This window comes from Pseudomonas sp. RIT-562, assembly GCF_026241895.1.
In the GTDB taxonomy this organism is placed as follows: Bacteria; Pseudomonadota; Gammaproteobacteria; order Pseudomonadales; family Pseudomonadaceae; genus Aquipseudomonas; species Aquipseudomonas mandelii_F.
Map to the genome: position 1 here is coordinate 115,545 of NZ_JAPJIV010000017.1, position 23,010 is coordinate 138,554.

General features: G+C 61.9%; 19 protein-coding genes. 6 read left to right on the top strand and 13 right to left on the bottom strand.

Going from position 1 to position 23,010, the window contains the following annotated elements:
* Positions 1 to 37: 37 nt before the first annotated feature.
* From pcaF to paaF, 5 genes are read right to left on the bottom strand one after another with little or no spacing between them, the layout of a single operon-like run.
* Positions 38 to 1,249 carry a 3-oxoadipyl-CoA thiolase gene (gene pcaF / locus ORL50_RS19995; RefSeq protein ID WP_266017495.1) on the bottom strand — a complete coding sequence of 404 codons (1,212 nt, stop codon included), beginning with the start codon at positions 1,247 to 1,249 and terminating at the stop codon, positions 38 to 40.
* On the bottom strand, positions 1,242 to 1,691 hold the full coding sequence (paaI, locus tag ORL50_RS20000) for a hydroxyphenylacetyl-CoA thioesterase PaaI (RefSeq protein ID WP_266017497.1): 450 nt from the start codon (positions 1,689 to 1,691) through the stop codon (positions 1,242 to 1,244). The genes pcaF and paaI overlap by 8 nt, the downstream gene beginning before the upstream one ends.
* Entirely contained in the window at positions 1,684 to 3,201 is a 1,518-nt protein-coding gene (paaH, locus tag ORL50_RS20005; protein ID WP_266017499.1) for a 3-hydroxyacyl-CoA dehydrogenase PaaH, read from the bottom strand. The genes paaI and paaH overlap by 8 nt, the downstream gene beginning before the upstream one ends.
* A gap of 3 nt (positions 3,202 to 3,204) precedes the next feature.
* Positions 3,205 to 3,996: a 2-(1,2-epoxy-1,2-dihydrophenyl)acetyl-CoA isomerase PaaG gene (paaG, locus tag ORL50_RS20010; RefSeq protein WP_266017501.1), complete on the bottom strand. Its 792-nt coding sequence runs from the start codon at positions 3,994 to 3,996 to the stop codon at positions 3,205 to 3,207.
* A gap of 45 nt (positions 3,997 to 4,041) precedes the next feature.
* Complete coding sequence (gene paaF / locus ORL50_RS20015) at positions 4,042 to 4,815, bottom strand: 2,3-dehydroadipyl-CoA hydratase PaaF (RefSeq protein WP_266017503.1); 774 nt, start codon at positions 4,813 to 4,815, stop codon at positions 4,042 to 4,044.
* Positions 4,816 to 5,185: 370 nt separating this feature from the next.
* Between paaF and paaY the strand changes: the two genes are divergently transcribed.
* The 3 genes from paaY to feaR all read left to right on the top strand — a co-directional run bounded on the left by paaY (position 5,186) and on the right by feaR (position 7,826).
* Positions 5,186 to 5,782 carry a phenylacetic acid degradation protein PaaY gene (gene paaY / locus ORL50_RS20020; protein ID WP_266017504.1) on the top strand — a complete coding sequence of 199 codons (597 nt, stop codon included), beginning with the start codon at positions 5,186 to 5,188 and terminating at the stop codon, positions 5,780 to 5,782.
* A gap of 121 nt (positions 5,783 to 5,903) precedes the next feature.
* Positions 5,904 to 6,827 carry a phenylacetic acid degradation operon negative regulatory protein PaaX gene (gene paaX / locus ORL50_RS20025; protein WP_266017506.1) on the top strand — a complete coding sequence of 308 codons (924 nt, stop codon included), beginning with the start codon at positions 5,904 to 5,906 and terminating at the stop codon, positions 6,825 to 6,827.
* Between the two features lie 84 nt (positions 6,828 to 6,911).
* Positions 6,912 to 7,826 carry a transcriptional regulator FeaR gene (gene feaR / locus ORL50_RS20030; protein ID WP_266017508.1) on the top strand — a complete coding sequence of 305 codons (915 nt, stop codon included), beginning with the start codon at positions 6,912 to 6,914 and terminating at the stop codon, positions 7,824 to 7,826.
* 108 nt (positions 7,827 to 7,934) lie between these two features.
* Here the strand turns inward: feaR and tynA are convergent, their stop codons facing one another.
* Both tynA and ORL50_RS20040 read right to left on the bottom strand, forming a co-directional pair.
* Complete coding sequence (tynA, locus tag ORL50_RS20035) at positions 7,935 to 10,220, bottom strand: primary-amine oxidase (protein WP_266017510.1); 2,286 nt, start codon at positions 10,218 to 10,220, stop codon at positions 7,935 to 7,937.
* A 298-nt stretch (positions 10,221 to 10,518) separates the two neighbouring features.
* A complete protein-coding gene (locus ORL50_RS20040; protein ID WP_266017512.1) occupies positions 10,519 to 11,439 on the bottom strand; it encodes an Abi family protein in 921 nt (306 codons plus the stop codon).
* A gap of 290 nt (positions 11,440 to 11,729) precedes the next feature.
* Here ORL50_RS20040 and ORL50_RS20045 point away from each other — a divergent pair, with 290 nt between their 5' ends.
* From ORL50_RS20045 to ORL50_RS20055, 3 genes are all read left to right on the top strand, one after another.
* Positions 11,730 to 12,230 carry a sigma-70 family RNA polymerase sigma factor gene (locus ORL50_RS20045; protein WP_266017513.1) on the top strand — a complete coding sequence of 167 codons (501 nt, stop codon included), beginning with the start codon at positions 11,730 to 11,732 and terminating at the stop codon, positions 12,228 to 12,230.
* 40 nt (positions 12,231 to 12,270) lie between these two features.
* Positions 12,271 to 13,254, top strand: a complete 984-nt coding sequence (locus tag ORL50_RS20050) for a FecR family protein (RefSeq protein WP_266017515.1) — start codon at positions 12,271 to 12,273, stop codon at positions 13,252 to 13,254.
* Between the two features lie 97 nt (positions 13,255 to 13,351).
* Positions 13,352 to 15,778 carry a TonB-dependent siderophore receptor gene (locus ORL50_RS20055; RefSeq protein WP_266017516.1) on the top strand — a complete coding sequence of 809 codons (2,427 nt, stop codon included), beginning with the start codon at positions 13,352 to 13,354 and terminating at the stop codon, positions 15,776 to 15,778.
* A 543-nt stretch (positions 15,779 to 16,321) separates the two neighbouring features.
* Here ORL50_RS20055 and ORL50_RS20060 read toward each other — a convergent pair.
* From ORL50_RS20060 to ORL50_RS20085, 6 genes are all read right to left on the bottom strand, one after another.
* Positions 16,322 to 17,473: an MFS transporter gene (locus ORL50_RS20060; protein WP_266017517.1), complete on the bottom strand. Its 1,152-nt coding sequence runs from the start codon at positions 17,471 to 17,473 to the stop codon at positions 16,322 to 16,324.
* Positions 17,474 to 17,681: 208 nt separating this feature from the next.
* A complete protein-coding gene (gene codA / locus ORL50_RS20065; RefSeq protein WP_266017519.1) occupies positions 17,682 to 18,926 on the bottom strand; it encodes a cytosine deaminase in 1,245 nt (414 codons plus the stop codon).
* 13 nt (positions 18,927 to 18,939) lie between these two features.
* The gene (codB, locus tag ORL50_RS20070; RefSeq protein WP_266017521.1) at positions 18,940 to 20,211 is read right to left on the bottom strand and encodes a cytosine permease; all 1,272 of its coding nucleotides are present in this window, start codon (positions 20,209 to 20,211) and stop codon (positions 18,940 to 18,942) included.
* 72 nt (positions 20,212 to 20,283) lie between these two features.
* A complete protein-coding gene (locus tag ORL50_RS20075; protein ID WP_266017523.1) occupies positions 20,284 to 21,096 on the bottom strand; it encodes an alpha/beta fold hydrolase in 813 nt (270 codons plus the stop codon).
* 210 nt (positions 21,097 to 21,306) lie between these two features.
* A complete protein-coding gene (gene queD, locus ORL50_RS20080; protein ID WP_003179697.1) occupies positions 21,307 to 21,663 on the bottom strand; it encodes a 6-carboxytetrahydropterin synthase QueD in 357 nt (118 codons plus the stop codon).
* Between the two features lie 74 nt (positions 21,664 to 21,737).
* On the bottom strand, positions 21,738 to 22,817 hold the full coding sequence (locus ORL50_RS20085) for a patatin-like phospholipase family protein (RefSeq protein WP_266017527.1): 1,080 nt from the start codon (positions 22,815 to 22,817) through the stop codon (positions 21,738 to 21,740).
* Between the last annotated feature and the right edge of the window lie 193 nt (positions 22,818 to 23,010).

The window sequence follows — 23,010 nt, forward strand, 5'->3', positions numbered from 1 at the left end:
CAAGGATACCTCTCGGCTCCCCGGGAATCGCGGTTCTTTAGTCGGACAGGCGCTCGATGATCAACGCGATGCCCTGGCCGACGCCGATGCACATGGTGCACAAGGCATAACGACCCTTGCGCTCCTCAAGCTCGTGCAGGGCGGTGGTGACCAGTCGTGCGCCGCTCATGCCCAGTGGATGACCCAGGGCAATCGCTCCACCGTTGGGGTTGACCCGCGGGTCGGTGTCGCTCAGGCCGAGCTCGCGCAGCACCGCCAGGCCTTGCGCGGCAAAGGCTTCATTGAGTTCGATGACGTCCATCTCGGCCAGGCTCAGGTTGGCCAGTTCCAGCACCTTGCGAGTCGCCGGCACCGGGCCGATGCCCATGATGCGTGGCTCGACGCCGGCCGTGGCCATGGCGACCACACGGCCGCGGGCGTGTAAACCGTGGCGCTTGGCGACTTCGGGGCTCGCCAGCAGCAGGGCGCAGGCGCCGTCGTTGACCCCGGAGGCGTTACCGGCGGTGATGCTGCCGCCTTCGCGAAAGGGCGTACCGAGCTTTTGCAGCTGCTCAAGCGTGGTATCGCCGCGCGGGTGTTCATCGTGCTCGACGACTTTCGCCGGACCTTTGCGCTGGGGTATTTGCACCGCGACGATTTCCCGGGCCAGGCGTCCACTGGCCTGGGCCGCCGCAGCCCGTTGCTGGCTGCGCAGGGCGAAGGCGTCCTGGTCGGCGCGGGAGATGTTGAACTGTTCGGCGACGTTTTCCGCGGTCTCCGGCATGGAGTCGATGCCGAAGGTTTTTTTCATCTGCGGATTGACGAAGCGCCAGCCGATGGTGGTGTCATAGATGTTTGCATCGCGGGAGAACGCCTGCTCGGCCTTGCCCATCACCAGGGGCGCACGGGACATCGACTCGACGCCACCGACCAGCATCAGCCCGGCCTCACCACTGCGAATCGCCCGGGCAGCCGTGCCGATCGCATCCAGCCCGGAACCGCACAGGCGGTTGAGCGTCGTGCCCGGAACGCTTACCGGCAGCCCGGCCAACAGCGCCGACATGCGCGCGACGTTACGGTTGTCTTCGCCGGCCTGGTTGGCGCAGCCGTAGATCACGTCGTCCACCGCTGCCCAGTCGACCTGCGGATGACGCCGCAGCAGTTCGCGCAGCGGCACCGCGCCGAGGTCGTCGGCGCGCACGCTGCTGAGGGCACCGGCATAGCGGCCGATCGGGGTCCGCACCGCGTCGATGATCAAGGCATCATTCATTCGGGTTCTCCTGCGCCAGCACAGTGCCGCGCACTTTGTAGGATTTGCCATGGAACAGCGCGATCAGCTGGCCCTGTTGGTTTTCAATGCGTACGTCGTAATTGCCGGTGCGGCCGGATCGACTTTGCTCGATGCAATCGGCCGTGAGCGTGTCGCCCAAATGAGCCGGTGCGATGTAGTCGATGCTGCAACCGATGGCCACCGTGGCGTCGTTGTAACTGTTACAGGCAAAGGCAAACGCCGAGTCGGCGAGGGCGAACAGGTAGCCGCCGTGGCAGGTGCCGTGGCCCTGGATCATGTCGGCGCGCACGCTCATGCCGACCCGAGCGCAACCGGGCGCCGCAGACAGCAGGCGCATGCCCATGGCCTGGCTGGCGGCGTCGCGCTGGAGCATGGTTTGCGCGCAGGTACTGGCCAGGTGCATGGCTTCGTGATTAGTCATGAAAGGTTCTCCCTTCGGCGACCCGACGGCGCAACAGCAGCGACGGGCGATAGCGTTCTTCGCCGTAGCCGGCTTGCAGGTTTTCCAGGACGCTGAGGATGTGCGCCAGGCCAATGGAGTCCGCCCAGGCCAATGGGCCCAAGGGGTAATTGACCCCGGCGCGCATCGCCAGGTCGACGTCGGCGGCCGAAGCCACACCTTGCAGCACCGCGTCGGCGGCTTCGTTGGCGAGCATCGCGACGGTGCGCAATACGGCCAGGGCTGGGCTGTCGCTGAGTTGGCTGACGCTGAAGCCGGCTCGTTGCAGCAGGGCGACGCCGTGCTCCAGTGCGGCAGGGTGGATGTCGGCGCAGCAGCTGATGGCGATCCGACTCGCCTGGCGATAATCCAACGCCAGGTCGAGGAGGATCAGGTTGTCCAGGCCATCTTCCCTGGCGCGCTGGCAGGCCATGCGGCCGTCGCTCAAGGCGAGCACCGCGTCGCCGACCCGCAGCAGGCCCTGGCCATCGCGCTGAATCACTTCAATATCGTGCTCGCGCAACCGCGCCTGCAGCGCGTTGGCCGCGCCCAGATCGCCTTCCACGACACAGGTATCAACGATGGTGTGGCTGCTGATTTCAGTGGGTTGCGCGCGGGTGACACTCTCGCAGTAGTCGTAGAACCCCTGGCCGCTCTTGCGTCCAAGGCGACCTGCATCCACCAGTTCTTTCTGGATCAGGGACGGCAGGAATCGCGTGTCGCCGTAATAGGCATCGAACACCGAGCAGGTCACGGCGTAGTTGACGTCGTGACCGATCAGGTCGGTCAACTCGAACGCGCCCATGGCAAAGCCGCCGGCGTCTCGCATCAGCGCATCCAGGGTCGGGCTGTCGGCGGCGCCTTCCTGCAGCAGGCGCAGGTTTTCGGCGTAGAACGGACGAGCGACACGGTTGACGATGAAGCCAGGCGTCGAGCGAGTGTGTACCGGTTTTTTGCCCCAGGCCTTGGCGGTGTCGTATAGGCACTCGGCCAATGCCGGAGCGCTGGCCAGGCCCGAGACGATTTCCACCAGCGCCATCACCGGCGCCGGATTGAAGAAGTGCAAGCCCAGCAGGCGTTGCGGGTGGTCGAGTTGCGCGGCAATGCTGGTGATCGACAGGGACGAAGTGTTGCTCGCCAGAATGCAGTCGGCACTGCACAGGCTTTCCAGCTGACGGAACAACGCGCGTTTGACTTCGAGGTTTTCGACGATGGCTTCGATGATCAGCGCGCAATCGCTCAGCGCCTCGATGTTGTCCACAGCCCGCAGGCGCGCGACCGTTGCCATCCGCGCCTGGTCCGACAGCTTGCCTTTTTCGACCCGTTTGCCCAATTGCCGGTCAATGCCGTCGATGGCTTGCGCCGCAGCGCCAGGGCGGTTGTCCAGCAACAGCACCGGATGGCCGGCCTGTGCCGCGACCTGGGCAATCCCGGCGCCCATGGCTCCGGCACCAATGACGGCGATGCGTGCGTTGATGTTGAGTGCTGTCATGACTCAGCGCCCCTTGAAACTTGGGCTGCGTTTTTCCATGAATGCGCCGACGCCTTCACGGTAATCCTCGCTGCGCCCGGCCAGGCGCTGCAGGTCCTTTTCCAGCTCCAGTTGCTCGTCGAAGGAGTTGCTCATGCTCGCGTTCAGGCTGCGCTTGATCAACGCCAGGCCGTAGGTCGGCTGCGTGGCCAAGTGGCGTGCGAGGGTGAGGGCTTCGTTGCGCAACTCGGCGTCGTCCACCACGCGGTAGATCAGGCCCCATTGCTCGGCCTGCTCGGCGCTCAGGCGATTGCCGAGCAGGGCCAGGGCTTTGGCACGAGCCATGCCGACCAGGCGGGGCAGGGTCCAGGTGCCGCCGGAATCGGGGATCAGGCCGATCTTGCAGAAGGCCTGGATGAAGCTCGCCGAGCGTGCGGCAAGCACCAGATCGCAGGCCAGCGGAATATTGGCCCCGGCGCCAGCCGCCACGCCATTGACTGCGCAAATCACCGGCACCGGCAGGTCGCGCAGCTGGCGGATCAGCGGGTTGTAGAACTTCTCGATCGACTCGCCCAGGTCCGGCGCCACGCTGCCCGGCGCGACGTTGCGGTCGCTGAGGTCCTGCCCGGCGCAGAAGCCTCGACCTTCGCCGGTCAGCAGCAGTACGCGCACGTGCGGATTCTGCCGAACCTGCTTCAGCGCTTCTTTCACTTCGCCATGCATCTGTGCGTTGAAGCTGTTGAGCTGGTCTGGCCGATTGAGGCTGAGCAGGGCAACACCCGCCTCGATGGAAAACAGGATGTGTTCGAAGTTCATGGTCGTGGCGCTCTCTGCGAGGTTCGAATTCGGGGATTGACCGGCTTACTCGCCGATGAAGGTCGGCTTACGCTTGTCCTGGAAGGCCTGGATGCCTTCGTCACGGTCGCGGGTGCCGGCCAGCACAGTGAAGGCGTGGCGCTCGAATCGCAGGCCGCTGGCCAGGTCCGTGTCCATCGCCTTGAGCAGCGCTTCCTTGGCCAGGCGCACCGCCAGCGGGGCCTTGGCGGCGATGGTGCGGGCAATGTGCAGGGCGCGTTCGACGGTGAACTCCGGCTGTGTCACTTCACTCACCAGCCCGGCCCGCTGCGCCTGGCGGGCATCGATTGCCTCGCCCGTCAGGACCATCTGCATCGCCATGGATTTGCCCACGGCGCGCAGCAGACGTTGAGTGCCGCCGGCGCCGGGCATGATCCCCAGGTTGATTTCCGGCTGGCCGAACCGCGCGTCTTCACCGGCAATGATGATGTCGGCGTGCATCGCCAGTTCACAGCCGCCGCCAAGGGCAAAGCCGTTGACGGCAGCGATCAGTGGTTTGTTGAAGCGGGTAATGGTCTGCCATGAGGCCTGGCGCGGATCGTCAAGAATGCCCACCAGATTGCGCTCGGCCATTTCCTTGATGTCGGCGCCGGCGGCGAAGGCTTTGCGGCTGCCGGTCAGGACCACTACGCGGGTGTCGGCATCAGCCTGTGCGGCGAGCAATTCGTCGGCCAGTTCACCGAGCAATTCGGTGGTCAGGGCGTTCAGCGCTTGCGGGCGTTGCAGGGTAATCAGGCGGACGCCCGGCTCGATGAACTCGACAGCAAGGGTTAGAGGCATGGCAGATGCCCTCACGGTGCACGCTCGGCGGTGATGCCGGCTCGTTATTGGATCGGCACGGTAGGCCGGTTTTGCCGGAGTATACCTGTAACGTGATACGTAAATGCAACTGCAAAATTGAAATAACGTGTCTTAATGGTGGTGATTTGCTTGTTCAACTGCGCCGGATCTTTTTCCAAGGCTCTCTAAAAATTACCGTAATTGCTGGCTTATAAGCCGATCAAGAGACCCTGTGTAGCGCCGATTGGTCGCTACTTTCCAAGTGATACGCTTTTTGCCTTTGTGCTTGCAAAAATGATGTGATACAAAATACCTCCATAACCGCATCGCTTTGCGATCACGCCTTGTCACGTGCTTCAAGGAACGTCCCATGACCTGCTACAGCCTCGATGGCCTGACCCCGGTGGTAGATCCCACTGCTTACGTACACCCTTCGGCGGTGTTGATCGGCGATGTAATCATCGGGCCGCATTGCTACGTCGGACCCTTGGCCAGCCTGCGCGGCGACTTCGGTCGGATCGTGCTGGAAGAGGGCGCCAATGTGCAGGACACCTGCGTGATGCACGGTTTTCCTGAAAGCGACACGGTGGTCGAGCGCAATGGTCATATCGGCCACGGCGCGGTGTTGCACGGTTGTCGGATCGGCGCCGATGCATTGGTGGGAATGAACGCGGTGGTGATGGACAACGCCCGGATTGGCCCGCGCTCCTTTGTCTCGGCGGCGGCATTTGTCAAAGCTGGATTCGAGTGCGCGGAGCAGTCGCTGGTGATGGGCGCGCCAGCCGGTGTAAAGCGCCTGCTCAGCGATGAAGAGGTGGCATGGAAGCAGGCCGGTACCCGCGAATATCAGCAACTGGCCAAGCGCTGCCTGGAGCAGATGCAGGTGTGTGAGCCGTTGGCGCAACCGGAGCCCGAGCGCCGGCGCATCAGCGACAGCGGCCTGCGCCCCAAGAGCGCTCAACAATGACCGCCTTGCTAGCACCTGCCGCGGCCCCTGCTACAGTCCGGCGAACGCAGCCTTCGGCAGCTGCTACAGGGATTGCGTTTAAGTCGGTATATTCCTTTTCTTTTTTCTACCCGGTACGCCCATGTCGTCCCTGATCCCCCTGAACCATCTGATTACCCGCTTCCAGGAACAGACGCCAATTCGCGCCAGCTCCCTGATCATCACGTTGTATGGCGACGCCATCGAGCCCCATGGCGGAACGGTCTGGCTGGGTAGTCTGATCCAGTTGCTCGAGCCCATCGGGATCAACGAACGGCTGATTCGCACCTCGATCTTCCGCCTGACCAAGGAAGGCTGGTTGACCGCCGAGAAGGTCGGGCGGCGCAGTTACTACAGCCTGACCGGCACCGGTCGCCGGCGTTTCGACAAGGCCTTCAAGCGGGTCTACAGCTCAACCGTGCCGGCGTGGGACGGTTCCTGGAGCCTGGTGATGCTCACCCAGCTGACCCAGGACAAGCGCAAACAGGTGCGCGAAGAGCTCGAGTGGCAAGGTTATGGTGCGATCTCGCCGGCAGTGCTGGCCTGCCCGCGCAGCGACCGGAGTGATCTGAACGCCACTTTGATAGATCTGGGCGCCCAGGAAGAAACCATCGTCTTCGAGACCACGGCCCAGGACGTACTGGCCTCCAAGGCCCTGCGCCTGCAGGTGCGCGAGAGCTGGAACATCGAAGAGCTGGCGACCCACTACAGCGAGTTCATCCAGCTGTTCCGGCCGCTCTGGCAGGCGCTGCGCGAGCAGGAAAACCTGCAGCCTGCAGACTGCTTCCTGGCACGCGTCCTGCTTATTCACGAGTACCGCAAACTGCTGTTGCGCGACCCTCAGCTGCCGGACGAATTGCTCCCCGGTGATTGGGAAGGCCGCGCCGCACGCCAGCTGTGCCGCAACATTTACCGCCTGATTTACGCCAAGGCCGAGGAGTGGCTAAACACTGCGCTGGAAACTGCCGATGGACCGTTGCCCGACGTTGGCGAAAGTTTCTATCGGCGCTTTGGCGGGTTGAAATAACCCACCAAAGCCCGGGAGCGTGACGGTCAGGGAGGAGCCGTGGATTGGCGTGGATAATAAAAACAAGCCTGCGTGAGGCCCCACATGATTTCTTCGATTGCACAGCGCCGTGACGGGTTCGACCAGTGGATTCAGCAGATCAACCAGATCTGCGGTGCCTTTAATGCGCAACCGCTGGGCAGCGACTTTGCCGGCCAGATCACGGAACACCAGGACGGCGCCCTGAAGACCAGTTTTGTCGATGTGTGCCAGGCGCGGTTGTATCGCACTCCACTGGAAGTCGCGGCGGGCGAGGGTGGCAAATACTTTGCAGTGTTCCAGCTCGACGGCACCGCCGGCATGGCCCAGGACGACAACAAGGTGCTGTTGTCGGCCGGTGACATCACGCTGATCGACGCCTCGCGCCCCAGCGACTTCACCTACAGCGAGAACTCCCGGCAGTTGTCGCTGATCTTGCCGGCGCAACTGGTCGAGCAGACCTTGCGCTTTAATCAGGTGCGCTGCGGCCACCGGATCGCCGCAAGCTCGCCGATCGCCATGTTGTCCCGCCAACTGATACTCGACGCCACCCGCCAGAAGTGCCTGAGCCGCGCGGAAAGCGAAGCGACCCTGGAAGCGATTGTCAGCCTGCTGCGCCCGGCGATCAGCCACACCGATGAGTGCGCGGATATCCACGAGCGCACCTTTCGCCGAACCCTGGGCTTTATCGACGAGCACATCCGTTCCGAGGAGCTGTGCCCTGAATGGCTGGCGCGGGAAGTCGGCATGTCGACTCGCGGGTTGTACCGGATGTTCGCCAGGAAAGGCCTGGTGGTGGCGCGGTACATCAAGAACCGACGTCTGGATTTGTGCGCAGAATCGTTGCGCCAGTCGCGGTCTGAGCAGAAATTATCGGTGCTGGGGTACTCCTGGGGGTTTTCCGATTCCAGCTATTTTTCGACGGCGTTCAAATCACGCTTCGGCATTTCACCGGGTGAGTACCGCAAGCAGTACGCCTGAATGGGAGCTTTTTTGTAGGAGCCCGGATTGCCGGCGATGGCGTCCCGGAGATTGCCATCGCCGGCAAGCCGGGCTCCTACAGGTTGTGTGTCCGGCATTCATCCGCATTCATTTAACGTTGAGATTCAACGTCGGCGTTTCATCAAAGAAATTCCACGGCTTGAGCAACACGTGCACCCACTCGGTCGGCATGATCGGCCACTCTTCCGCACGGGCGATGTGGGTGGTGCCGGTGGTCAGCCAGACCACGTTGTCGGTGTTGTCGATGGCCTGGTTGTCCTGGGTGAACTGCCCCAACCCCGAGTCCCTGTCCGAGCGGTTCGGGTACTTGCCTTCGGGGTATTTTTCGTTTGGGTTGTAACGTGTGACCCAAAGCTGCTTGTCCATGAAACTCAGGCGGTGATACAGCCATTCGTCCTTGGCGAAATTGGCCCCCTTGGCCACCGGGTGAGTGCCGCCTGCATACGGAATCAGCTGGTACGAAACTGGATTGCCGACCTTGTTTTCCTTGCTGAAGTTGCTCAGCAGGCGAACGGTGGAGGGGTCGAATTTCTGTGCTGCCTGCTGCTCGGTGGCGACCACTTGCTGTTCAGTCTGCATGGTGCTGGTGCGCGGCCCACCCCGGTCGTTTGACGCCACCACCGGGTTCACCTCAACCAGTGAATTGTTCTCGCCATCTACATCCAGGTCCAGGCGGAAGTTGTAGATGTGCTGGTGGGTAGTACCCACTATGTTGTGGTCCAGCAGCGTGCCGTAGCGGGTATCTTCCTTGGCCGTGGCGTCGCGCATGGTGCTGGATTTCACCCCCTTGACCGCCTCGATCCCGGTGGCGCCGGCATCGATGCCGATCGTGCCGTTCTGCTGGAAAACCCAGTCGAAAATGTAGTCGTAGTTGCCAACGGTACTGATCCAGCGCACCACCAATTCGCGGCGCTCGGTGCTGAGGTTGGGTTGGCCCATCTCCTGGTGTTTGTATTCCGGGCCGGCGTAGCGCTCGAAGATTGCCATGGCCCGCGGCACAGTGGTGGGTTTGCCGGTGTAGTCGGCGAGGGTGGCGTCCAGCAGCACGGCATTCGCCGGCGCGTCCTTGCCCCGGGCGATCGGCGAGGTCAGGGTGCCCATGCCGTAATCGCCGGAGTCCAGGTAGGCCTTGAAGTACCAGCCACCGTCGGGATCGCCGTAGGGCACGATCATGCCGCCCAGGGAACCTTCATACATGACTTTGCGTTTTGTGCCCTTGTCGTCGTAGGTAACCGTCGACAGGATAGGACCCACCCGTGAGTCGAGGCGCAGGTGAAAGTCCCAGTTCTGCCAGTGAATGCTGTTGCCGGTGATGGTGTAGTTCTTGCCCTCGGGCTCGCTGATGTCCAGCGGCTTGACGGCTACCCCCGAGCGTCCTCGCCCGTCATAAGGGGTGGGTTTCATGGGCACCGGGATCACGCCGCCGTCTTCGATCCTGATCAGCTTTTTCTGTTCCAGATCGACGACCGCGACCAGGCCTTCGATGGGATGGCTCCAGTAGTTGCCGTCGCCGACATTCAGGTAACTGACGATCTTCAGCAGGCGCTTGTCCTGCGCCAGGCCGTCCTTGCCGTCGAAGTAACCCACGGTCAAGGGAGTCGCCACGACCTTTTTCACATCGTCGATGCCACGCTTGGCCAGGGCCTCGGCGTACTCGGGGCTGGCCTCGATGGCCGCCTGCACGGTGGCAAAGTCATCCAGCAGGACCATGCCATGGGCGCCTTCCACCGGTTGCCAGGACTGGATGGCGCGACTGTCGAGATCGATCAGCGCTTCGATAACGTGTTTGCCATCCAGTACCACGACGTTGGCCTGGCGCGGTTGCGCGACCGCCTGACCGCTGAGGGCAAAGTTCCAGGCCTGATCTTTCGGCGGCTCGTGGATGGACACTTCGGTGAAACGAAAGCCGGGCTTGTAGTGATCGGACTGTTTGACGGTCTCTACCGCCCGGGTGATTTCATCAGCGCTCAGGGGGTTGAGCGGGTTGGGGCGAGTCTCGACCACGAATGTCTTGTCCAGGCCGGACTGGAATACCTGGTTGATGAAGTCTGTGGACATGTAAGCCGTGTTGCCCTTGAACACCACCGGCACCGTCAGTTCGATGCGCTTGCCGTTGAGCATCGCCACCTTGCTGTCCGGCTTGACCTTGAGGTAGATGCCGTCGCGGGCGATCACGAACAGGTTGGCATAGTCGTCCCACTTCACCGTGGCGCCAAATTCCTCAAGCCCCGCCTGCAGCGGCACCATGTCGGCATGCCCGCCGTGGGCGCTGGCCTGGGAAATCCAGCCGGGCAGGCACGCAGTGCTGATGGCGACGGCCAGCGCGAGTCGGGCCAGGGCGGTTTTTTTCGGTGACGCAGTGGAGGTGAACATGGCGAATTCCTTGGGGACAGCAGGTGACCGGCATACCTGCACTTTGCTACAGCCAGCGAAAGGCTTCTTGTGTTTTCCTGCCAGAATCCTTTGGCTGGTTGCCTAGATCATTTTTCCGTCTCCTGATCGATGGTCAGGGTGTTTGTGTAGTTTTTTATGAGGTCCGTTCCAAGGCCCGGGGATAGCCAAAGCTAATGTCGATGGCAACCTGGCCACGCTGGTGTCACTCCGTTACGAGTTTGCTTTACCGGACGTAGAACCAGGGCAGAAAGCTCGACACATCGATCCGAATTACGTTTCAGGACCAGAAAGGGCGGGCTTCCCAGCCTGGGATCAGACCGAGTTCCGCCGTAGTTAACCTAGCTTTGGCCAGCACCGCTGTTGGCAGAGTCGCCAATAGGTGCTTGAAGCGCAATTTCCAATCGGAAGTAGGATCGATCTTCGCGAGCAGGGCCTGGACCACTACAGCCCGGGCGAATATGCGGCCGCAATCATTAGGGGAGGGAAACTCAGCCTTGATTACATTGGCGTATTTCGGCGCATCAGCGGTAATTGAAGCATTCCACAGCCGGCCATGATGAGCACAGACATTGCGCAGGAGGGTCAGCGTTTTCAACCAGGTGACCAACACGGATTCATCATAGCCAAATTTTGCTGCGACGGTTTTACGATGATCAAGATGCAGATCGCTGAACAAGCAGGACAACTGCCCAATTGTCATTGCTTCGAGTACCGTCCACGCTGGTGGCAGAGCCGGTGTGTTGTATGTACCGTAATAGTGCTTGACCGAAGCATTTCCTTTTTCTCGAAGGTTTAGCACTTGTTTTAGGAGGTCACGGTGGGCCTGGCCATTTTTAAAGTGAATGGCATCCAGGTAAAAATGTGGGCCACATGCTTTGTCAACAGCCAGCGTGTTGATGATGGCCGAACGGAACGCGACCTCAATGCGGTCGATTGCATCTAGAAACATTAGGCGCAGACGCCGATCAAAGTCATACAGCTGCAGGATGTCTTCGAACTGGACGGTGGCAAAGAAGCGTTTCTGCGGATCCTGCAACGGTCGCATATAGACAAGTAGCCGGTGATAGCCGATGAATTCAAGAGCTTGCAGGGCTTGGATTTTCTGTTTCTGTGTACCTAAGCCCTTGAGTTGCAAGTGACGTAGCAAGGCATTAGGCGATTTGGCAGGCTTGTGAAAATTGAGGGGGGCTTGCGGCATGCCATGGCATCCTGCTGGGCATTTATCGAGGCTAGAAATAACTAACCCCCTGGTGCGCAGTACAGGTCAGAGACCTGCCCGAGGCGTGGGGGCTATTCTTGGAAAAATCTTAACATGGGGCTGCAGACTGATCAAATTTGATCAACGCCCCACGTCCACTCGCTGCGTGCTGGATCAGTTATTTGCCATTTTTCTCTTTCGCATTTCCAGACGAGCACCGGTCTGGAATCCATTGCTTCGCCTTAATAGGAAGCATTACTATTCACGCCCCGTCTTTACAGCACACCGCAATGACCCCCAAGCTGCCCCGCAGACACGGCTTTTTCGAGCATTACGAAGAGTTGGTTGGCACCTGGACCCGTCGCCTGAGAAATCGTCAGCAGGCCGAGGACCTGGCCCACGACACATTCGTGCGGGTGCTTGAGGCCGATTCGGCGGCGGTTGAGCAGCCGCGGGCCTACCTGCATCAGACGGCGCGCAATATTGCGGTGGACGGCTATCGGCGCGAGGATCGGCGGGGCGCCATGGAACTGGAGGCGGTCGATCACAGTGTGTCGTCTTCCGGCGACCCGGAGCATTTCATGCAGGCGATCCAGTTGGCCGATTCCATCGAACGCGCCCTGGCCGAGTTGCCGGTCAATTGCCGCAAGGTGTTCGTGTGGCAGAAGATCGAAGGCCTGACCCAGGCCGAAATCGCCGAACGCCTGGGGCTGTCCAAGAACATGGTGGAAAAGTATATGATCCGCACGCTGCGGCATCTGCGCGATCGGCTGGACGGATTGCAATCATGAGGCAGAGCGCATTTCAATCTCCAGGCAAGCAGGAACTTCCATGATGGATACTCGTGATTGCGCGTGCGGACGCACAGTGGTTCGCGATGAGGCGGCACGCTGGTTCGTACGTTTGCGCGAACCGGTAGTGGATGCTCTGGAGCGTCAGCAGTTTGAAGCCTGGTTGGCCGAACACCCACAGCACCACTATGAGTTCCAGGTGCTTGAGGGGATGTGGTCGGCGGCAGACCTGCTGCCGGCTGCGCGCTTGCAAGCCCTGTGCGATGTACCGCCTGCGCGCAATACCCGTCGCCCGATACTGCGTTATGCCGTGGCCGCCAGTGTGTTGGCCGTGGCACTTGGGCTGGGCCTGTTCAGCGCCATGGATCAGTCGGCAACCTACACGGGCGAATTCACCACGGCGCTGGGCGAGCGGCGACAGGTGACTCTGCCGGACGGTTCGGTGATCGATCTCAACAGCCGCAGCCACCTTCAAGTGCGTTTTGCCAAGCAACGCCGCACCGTCGAGCTGACCGAGGGCGAGGCGCTGTTCAGTGTCGAGCACGACGCCGATCGTCCGTTTGTGGTCGACTCGGGCAGCGGAACCGTCACGGTCACCGGCACCCGCTTTGATGTGCGCCGCGACGCTGAAGGGACCCGCGTGGTGGTAGAGCAGGGCACGGTCAAGGTCCAGGGGCGGGATGCTGCCGACAACCACTTTGTCAGCCTCGGCGCCGGCATGGGCACTCGTGTCGACGCTGCGGGCAAGGTTGCCACCGCCTACCCGGTGGATGCGGCGCAACTGACCGCCTGGCGCAGCGGCAAGCTGGTGTTCAACAACGCGAGCCTCAGCGAAGTGGCCGCCGAGGTCTCCCGTTATCGGGAAAAACCACTGCGGGTGGCCAACGACAAAGTGGGCAGCCTGCGCCTGACCAGCGTGTTCAAGTCGGACAACACCGACGCCTTGGTGAAGGCCTTGCCGAGCATCCTGCCGGTGGCCGTGCGCACCCTGAATGACGGCAGTCAGGAAATAATTTCAAAATAGATTCAGGTTTTTTTCGAGTTCTTCGTCTTCTAGTCCAACTGCAACTGGTTTGCATTAACAAGCGCACACTCTTGCGATCCACAGGACTACGTTCGACGTGAAAACAACCCTCGCCCATAACAAAAAATCCTCCTGGCGCCAGCTGGCTCTGGCCTTGGCGGTCAGCTGCGGGCTGCCCCAGGCATTCGCGGCCGACGCCATCCACATCAAGGCGCAACCGCTGGGTCAAGCCTTGAGCCAACTGGGCCAGCAGACGTCCCTGCAGGTTTTTTTCAGTCCGGAACTGGTCGCCGGCAAACAGGCGCCTGCGGTAGACGGCAATCTCTCGCCGGAACAGGCCCTGCGCCAGTTACTGCAGGGCAGCGGCCTGGACTATCAGATCGACGAAGGCTCGGTGACCCTGACTCCAGCCCCGAGCTCCGCAGCCGGCGGGCCGTTGGAACTCGGCGTGACCGATATCAAGGTGGTCGGCAACTGGCTTGGCGATGCCGATGCCGCCGTGGTGCAGAACCACGCTGGGGCGCGCACGGTGATTCGCCGCGAGGCGATGGTCGAGCAAGGTGCCATGACCGTCGGCGACGTGTTGAAGCGGGTGCCGGGCGTGCAGGTGCAAGACGCCAACGGTACGGGCGGCAGCGATATTTCGTTGAACGTCGGAGTGCGCGGCCTGACTTCGCGCCTGTCGCCACGCTCCACCGTTTTGATCGACGGAGTGCCCGCAGCCTTCGCCCCCTATGGCCAGCCGCAACTGTCGATGGCGCCGATTTCCTCTGGCAACCTCGACAGCATCGACGTGGTGCGCGGTGCCGGCTCCGTGCGTTACGGGCCGCAGAACGTTGGGGGTGTGATCAACTTTGTCACCCGGGCGATCCCCGAACAGGCGTCGGCCGAGATTGGCACGACCCTGGAAACCTCTCAACACGGCGGCTGGAAGCACATTGATACGGCGTTCGTCGGCGGCACGGCGGACAACGGCATCGGCGTGGCGCTGTTGTATTCGGGGGTGAACGGCAACGGTTATCGTGAGCGCAACAACGGTAACGACATCGACGACGTGATTCTCAAGACCCACTGGGCGCCCACTGACGTCGATGATTTCAGCCTCAATTTCCACTATTACGACGCCAGTGCCGACATGCCCGGCGGCTTGAGCCAGGCACAGTACGACGCCGATCCATTCCAGTCCGACCGCAACAACGACAGCTTCAGCGGACGCCGCAAGGATGTCTCGTTCAAGTGGGCCCGGCAGATCGACGACCGCACCCAGGCCGAAGTGCTGACCTACTACTACGACAGCTTTCGTGGCAGCAAAATCGCCGCGCGCGATCAGCGAACCCTCGGCTCATTCCCGCGCACCTACTACACCTTCGGCATCGAGCCGCGGGTCTCCCATGTGTTCGACCTTGGCCAGACCACCCAGGAAGTCAGCGTCGGTTATCGCTACCTCAAGGAAGGCATGCACGAATCGGCCAGCCGCCTTGGACTTAATGGCAGCAACGAGCCGGTGGTGAGCCCGGGCGCTGACGGCCACGTGTACCAGGACCGCACGGGTGGCACCGAGGCCAACTCGGTGTACGTCGACAACAAGATCGACGTCGGCAAGTGGACCGTGACGCCGGGCATCCGCTTCGAACACATCAGTACTGACTGGCACGATCGCCCGGTACTCGATACGGCAGGCCGCCCGGTGACCGAGAAAAATCGCAGCATCGAAAGCAACGAACCGCTGCCGGCGTTGAGTGTGATGTACCACCTTTCCGACGCCTGGAAGCTGTTCGCCAACTACGAGACGTCCTTTGGCAGCCTGCAGTATTTCCAGCTCGGCCAGGGCGGCACCGGGGATGAAACGGCCAACGGCCTGAACCCGGAAAAGGCCAAGACCTACGAACTTGGTACTCGTTACAACGATGAAGTGTGGGGCGGCGAAGTGACGCTGTTCTACATCGACTTCGATAAAGAACTGCAATACATCAGCAACGATGCGGGCTGGACCAACCTCGGTGCGACCACTCACCAGGGCGTTGAAGCCTCGGTACATTACGACCTGGCCGCGCTCGACCCACGCCTCGACGGCCTGACCGCCAACGCCGGATTCACCTACACCCGCGCGGTGTATGAAGGGGAGATCCCAGGCTTCAAGGGCCGCGACTTGCCGTTCTACTCACGCCAGGTGGCGACTGCCGGGCTGCGCTACGACATCGATCGCTGGACCTGGAACGTGGACGCATTCGCCCAGTCGAAACAACGCTCACCGGGCACTGCAGTGAACGCCGATGGCAGCTTCAGCGGCAATTACATCACCGAAGGGACGGCGGATGGTCAGTACGGCGACATTCCTGGGTACGTCACCTGGAACGTGCGTGGCGGCTATGATTTTGGCGCGACGCTGTCGAACCTGAAGCTGGGGGCGGGGGTGAAGAACGTGTTCGACAAGCAGTACTTCACTCGGTCCAGCGATAATAATTCGGGGATGTATGTGGGGGCGCCGCGGACGTTTTTTGTGCAGGCTAGTGTTGGGTTTTGAGGCGGGGTCGCGTTCATTCAAGGAGTGCGAGTCATCGTTGACCTCCATCGCGAGCAAGCTTTGCTCCCACAGGTATTACCAGCCACATTACCTAGGGGGCATTTCAATTCTGAATGGGCACACAACCAAGCGCAGCGCGTCGGCTTGAAGCCTTGGTCGGCCCGAAGGCCGCCACGGCGGGGTTTTTGATCGCGGACGCCCCGTTAACCACGCTGGCCGAACGCAGGTATTGCGCAGCGGGTAAACCGGCAAGGATGCCGGTTTAGCCGCGCTGGGCCAGGGACGGCCCATCGCGGCGACCCGCTGCGCAATGCCTGCGTTCGGGCACACCGAGCCTAAGCGAGGTGCCAAGTGGTGGGGCAGGAAGCGTTTGGTTACTTTGCGCCGGGGCGCGCAGCCATTTCAAAGTAACCCGCCGTAAGGGCGGAACCATAACCAGCCGTGACCGCAGCAAAGGATATGTACACAAGGCAAGATCAAAAGATCGCAGCCTCGTTGCACTCGACAGCTCCTACACAGCTCCTACACAGCTCCCTGCAGGTCTTACACCCGCAACACCTTGCCGCCAATCGCCACCGCCACCAGCAATACCGCCATCAACCCAAACGCAAAACTCAAACTGCTACCATGGGCGATAAACCCGATCACCGCCGGGCCCGCGAGAATCCCTGCATACCCTAAGGTCGTAATGGCCGGCACCGCGACACTCTCCGGCATCACCGTCTGCTTGCCGACCGCGGTATACAGCACCGGCACAATATTCGAACAACCCGCGCCCAATAACGCATACCCCACCAGGGCCCACTCCCAAGCAGGTGCAAAAGTCGCCAGGAACAACCCGGCTGCCGCCGTCAGCCCGCCAAACACAATCACCCGGGTAGCGCCGAGACGCCGGACAATCCGGTCGCCAGTCAGCCGGCCCACCGTCATGGTCAAGGCAAACGCCGCATAACCCAAGCCGGCATAGGCGGTATCGATGCCACGCTCCTGCGCCAGGAACACCGCACTCCAGTCCAGCGCCGCGCCCTCTGCAAGAAACACGATAAAGCACATCCCGCCAATGAACAGCACGATGCCATGGGGAATGGCGAACGCCGGGCCAGAACTTTCACTGCCATAAGGCAACATGTGGGGCGCAGCCTTGCACAGCGCGACCAGCAGCATCACCACCACGACCAACATCGCCATCAGCGGTGAAAGACCGAAGCCAAGCAGCGCACTGACACCCGCCGCGCCGACGATCCCGCCCAGGCTGAACAGCCCGTGGAACCCTGACATCATGGTCTTGCCACTGGCGCGCTCGACGATCACCGCTTGCAGGTTGACCGTTGAATCTACCGTGCCCAGGCCTGCGCCGAACATGAACAGGGCGCCGATCAGCGCCGGAATCGATGACACCGTTGCCAGCAATGGCAGCGCTGCACAAATCAGCAGCGTGCCGCCGACCGCCACTCGCCGACAGCCAAACCGCGTGGCCAGGATCCCGGCCATCGGCATCGCCAGGATCGAGCCCACTCCCAGGCACAACAACAGCAGGCCCAGCGTGCCCTCGTCCAGCCCGGCCCGAGCCTTGGCGTAAGGCACCAATGGAGCCCAGGCGGCGATGCCGAAACCGGCGATGAAAAAAGCCACCCGCGTGGACATCTGTTCCAGGCGTCCGGGAACGAAGGTGGTGGGGGTGTTGAGGCTACTCATGGCAATCCTTGGTTAAAACGTCGCGTCCCCAAGGGACAGTGACGGTCCTGTGAGGTTCGGTCAGGCAGGGGCACATCGTGGCACAGGCGGGTCATGCGGTGCATGGCAGATCGTCATCGCGAGCAGGCTCACTCCTACAGAAAACATCCAGCGAACACCTGTAGGAGTGAGCCTGCTCGCGATGAGGCCGGTGAGGGCATCACATCACTCAACGCTGACCAAAAAACTCGACTTCAGGCATCGTGCGCTTCATCAACACTTTGCCATTACGCACCGAATACAGCGGCAAGCCCTGGCTGCGGATCACCTCGTAGTCGCTGTCCGCCGAGAGGATCAGCAGGTTCGCCGGCCGGCCGCGTTCCAGGCCGTAACGGTCACCCAGGGCCATCGCCTTGGCGCTGTTGTCGGTCACCAGGTCCAGGGCGCTTTGCAGGTTGCGGTAGCCGAGCATATGGCAGATGTGCAGCCCGGCTTCCAGCACTCGCAGGATGTTACCGTTGCCCAGCGGATACCAGGGGTCGACGATCGAGTCCTGGCCGAAGCACACGTTCATGCCCGCTTCGAGCAGTTCGTTGACCCGGGTGACCCCGCGCCGTTTCGGAAAATTGTCGAAGCGGCCTTGCAGGTGAATGCTTTCGGTCGGGCAGGAAACGAAGCTGATCCCGGAATGCCCCAGCAGGCGAAACAGCTTGGCGCAGTAAGCGTTGTCGTAGGAGCCCATGGCTGTGGTGTGACTGGCCGTGACCCGCGAACCCATGTCGCGGCTGCGGGCTTCCTCGGCCAGCACCTCGAGGAAGCGCGAGTGCGGGTCGTCGGTTTCGTCGCAGTGCACATCCACCAGGCAACCAGTGCGCTCAGCCAGGTCCATCAGATACTTCACCGAACTCACGCCCTGATCCCGGGTGTACTCGAAATGCGGAATGCCGCCCACCACGTCGGCACCCATGCGGATGGCTTCCTCCATCAGTTCGCGACCATTGCGATAAGACTCGATGCCTTCCTGGGGGAACGCGACAATCTGCATGTCCACCAGGTGGCGGCTTTCCTCGCGCACTTCGAGCATCGCCTTCAGCGCGGTGAGCTGCGGGTCGGTGACATCGACGTGGGTGCGTACATGCTGGATGCCATGCGCAGCGAGAGCCTGCAGGGTTTTGCGGGTGCGCGTCTTGGTGTCTTCTTCGGTGATGGTGACCTTGCGCTCGCTCCAGCACTCGATGCCTTCGAACAGTGTGCCGCTCATGTTCCAGCGCGGCTCGCCGGCGGTGAGGGTAGCGTCGAGGTGGATGTGCGGTTCGACAAAAGGCGGGATCACCAGGTTGCCGCCAGCGTCCAGGTCGTCGGGCCCCAGGGTCGGGGCTTCGGTCTGCCGGGAGATGTTGCTGATCAGGCCGTTTTCCAGGTGCAACTCATGCAGGCCTTCTTGGTTGCGCAGGCGGGCGTTGATGATGTGCATCAGGCGAATCCTTTTAGAGATCTTGTAGTGGTGCGCTGGCGACTCGGGCGCCAAATACGCTGGTCAATAGCACATACGTTAGCGCGGCAGCGGCAATCCCTACCAGTGGCGCGACCCATGGCGAACTGAAAGCGGCCACGGTGCCGATCGCATAGGCGCCCAGACCAGGCCAGTTGAACGCCGGCAGGCGCGCCTCGGCCAGACGTGGATATTGACCGCGATAGCGGAAGAAAAAATCCGCCATGATCACTCCGCCTATCGGCGGAATGACCGTGCCGAGCAGGATCAGGTAGGGCACCAGCATGTCGTACATGCCCAGCAACGCCAGGGCCGTGCCGATCACGGCACCGGCCAGGGTCACGGTTTTACGCCGGCCGGTGCGCAGCAGGTTGCAGCCGGCGACGGCGAAGTTGTAGATGGTGTTGTCCTGGGTGCTCCAGATGTTGAGCAGCAGCATTGCCATCGCGGCCATGGCGAAACCTTGCAGCAACAGCACTTCGACCACGTCCGGTTGCTGGTAGACGATTGCTCCGTAGGCGCCGATCAACACCATCAGGCCATTGCCGATGAAGAACCCGATCAGGCTGGACAGCACCGCCACCCGCGCCGAGCGCGAGAAGCGCGTCCAGTTGGTCGCCTGGGTGGCGCCGCTGACGAAGGTGCCGAACACCAGTGTGATCGCGGTCGACCAGTCCAGTGTGCCCGTGGGGACCACGGCGAGCAGGCCGTCGAGGCCGCCGACTTGCACCGTGGCGACCCACATCGACAGCATCAGCAGCAGCATCATCGCGGGTACGGCGATGTAGGAGAGAATTTCCAGGCCGCGATAACCCACGTAGGCGGTGGCGCAGAAGGCCAGGCCGAACAGCACCATCAGGCCCAGCACGGCGCCGTCACTCAGGCCGAAGTATTTGCCCAGCACCACGGCGGCAGTGGCCGTGCCCCAGGCGTACCAGCCGATCTGGGTGAACCCGAGGATCAGGTCGCTGAGTTTGCTGCCAACCTCACCAAAGCAGAACCGGCCCATCAGCACCGAGTTGAGGCCACTTTTGAAGGCGATGTAGCCCAATGCCGCGGCGTACAGCCCCAGCAACAGGTTACCTACCAGGATCACCGCCATCATCTCGCCAAAGCTGAAAGCAACGCCGAGTTTGCCGCCGGCGAACATCGTGGCGGTGAAAAAGGTGAATCCCAGTAACACCATGGCGGTGGAGGCGAGGCCTTTGCGCGCATGCATCGGGACCTCGCTGAGGGGGTAGTCGTTGCCGGGGGCGTTTTGCGTCATGGGGGCGTTCCTTTGCTGGAGGGGGGACGCGGGGAAGGTTGCAGCGGTCGTGCCAATTTTGTGTCTGGGTATTTACAGGAACCGTAATAACGCCGCGACGATTGCCTCCGGGGCATCCTCCTGCATCAGGTGCCCGGCATTGGCGATCGGGTGAAATTGCGCGCCTGGGATCATCCGGTGCAGCGCTCGCCCGCGCTCGATGGGTATCCACTGATCGTCCTCGCCCCAGAGGATCTGCACCGGGCACCGAATGTTGGGATAGAGGTTCTCGACTTCGCGGGTGTAACGCTCATCCATCTGCGCGATCTGTCGATAGAACGCCGCTTGCCCCGGATCGCCCAGCCAGGGCTCCACGTAGGGGGCGAGTTCTGCATCGGTGATGTCACGCTTGATCGCCCCACGAATATAGGCCGGCACAATGGCGCGCTGGATGTAATCGGGCAGGCCGCTGAACGCCGCCTCATGTTGGCGCACATGCTGCACGAAAGGTGATCCCCAGGGCGTCAGCGCCACCGGATCGATCAGGGTCAGGCTGCGGTAATCCTTGCCATTGAGCAAATGCGCGCGCAAGGCGGTGGCGCCGCCGAAGTCGTGGGCCACCACATCGGGGCAGTCCAGTCCCCAATGCTCCAGCAGCCGGGCCAGCAGCTCGTTCTGCATGCCCAGCGACACATCGCCGTCGATTTTCTCCGACTGCCCGTAGCCCAGCAGGTCGAAGTAGTGCACCCGGTGGGCGGTAATGAAATGCGCTGCGATGCGATGCCAGACATGGGATGAGAAGGGCGTGCCGTGGACGAACACCAGCGGCGGGCCGTCGCCGCGCACGGCGAAGCGTACGGAATGACCGTTGAAGCGGTAGGTTTGGGGAAGGGGCCAGTCAGCCATGCCCGTGTCCTCTTGCAGGGGAAGAGGAAAAAAGCATAGGCATAAAAAACAGCCCAGGGGGCTGTTCGGGTGTTTCACTGACGAAACGCATGCCTACCCCTGTAGGAGCGAGCCTGCTCGCGATGGCGTCGGCACGCCAGGAGTTGATGTGGCTGACAGACCGGTATCGCGAGCAGGCTCGCTCCTACAAGGGAGCGTAGTGTGTCTGGGTTACTCGCCGTGGTAGATGCAGCCACTGGTGCAGGTTTCATGAATACGGATCGCGCTGAGTTCCGGCAGCAATGGCTTCAACTCGTTCCAGATCCACTTGGCCAGCACTTCACTGGTGGGGTTTTCCAGGCCAGGGATGTCGTTCAGGTAGTTGTGATCCAATCGCTCGTAAAGCGGCTTGAAGATCGCCTTGATCTCGGAGAAGTCGCGAATCCAGCCGGTGTGCGGATCAAGATCGCCACTCAGGTGAATCGCCACCTTGAAGGAGTGGCCGTGCAGGCGACCGCACTTGTGGCCGTCCGGTACGTGGGGCAGGCGGTGGGCGGATTCGAAGGTAAATTCTTTGAAGATTTCCACAGTGTCTTGAGCTCTGTCAGGTGGCGATCGCCGCAGCGATAGGGGCAGGCGGCGAGTTTAACAGCTTGTCCTGACTAAAGGGTCAGCAAGCGCTCGCCGAGGCGACCGTTGGCGGCCAGTTCGAGAAACTCGTCACCCAGGCGACGGCTTTCATCCATCGCTGCGCGCCAGTACTTCTGCCGGCTGGGCGCATCGCCCATGAAGCGCTTGAAGTCGTTGCGGTCCGGCAGTTTGCCGAAGGGCAGGCGCGCCAGGTAGTCCTTCGACGGCGCCAGCAGCAAGACGTCTTGCAGTCGTGTGGTGCAGGCCCGGCGCCAGGGCAGGGTCTTGTCGAACCAGCCGGGAATGATCCGGTCGGTGAAGTGCGGATAGAGCACGATGTCGTTGCCGCTGTAGGGCAGGTCGAGGTGATAGTCGAGCAAGCCACCATCGCGAAAGGTTCCTGCGCCCGCGCCCGGCAGGTCCCGTACGCCTTCCATGACCATGGGAATCGAGCCGGACGCGAGCAGCGCCTGGCGCAGGTTGGCGCTGTTGAGCTCGACGAAGCGCGACGGGAAGTCGGTGAGGGCGTGCACCGGCGGCGCCAGGCGTGGATCGTGGATGATCAGCCGTTCGAAATGCCGCGACAGCCGCGCACGGCCGCGCAGGTTGTCGGCGATCACCGACGACAGGCCCAGGCCCAGGTGGCCGCGATGGTCCTGGGCAAGCCGGCCGTGGCTTTTGACCACCATGATGTTCAACCGATACAGCGCGTTGCCCAGAATCGCCAAGTCGCGACCGTCGAGCAGCTCTTCGAGCATGCGCCGCGAGCTCTGGCTGATCTGCGCCATGGTCACGCCCTTGTTGAAGTTCTGTTCGGTGTACAGCTGGCCGAGACGCCGGATGCCCTCGGCGGCGTCCGGCAGGCAGGCGCTGGCGAACCGCCAGGAACCCACCGAGGCGCCAATCAGCGAGCGCTCCCGCGGCGCGGCCGGCAGCCATTCGCCGAACAGCGCCAGGTCCAGCCCCTGAATCCCCAACGCCTTGGGCCCACCGGCGGCACCGGGCAGCGTGCCGACATCGGCGGCGCTGAGCCCGTGTTCACGGATTCGCGCAAAGGCGCGTGGGCCGGCTTTGAGGGTCAGGGCGGGGAACTTGATGTGGATGGCGGTCATACCGGTCTCGATGTCTGGCAAGCGGGGGCATTATAAACAGCAGAATCCTTGTGGATCACACCAAACCTGTAGGAGCCCGGCTTGCCGGCGATGGCGATTTCAAGCACGCCATCGCCGGCAAGCCGAGCTCCTACGGGTTTGTGTCCAATGATGGCAATTCAGTTTCAATTAAGTTCGAATCGCTAAGGTGCCT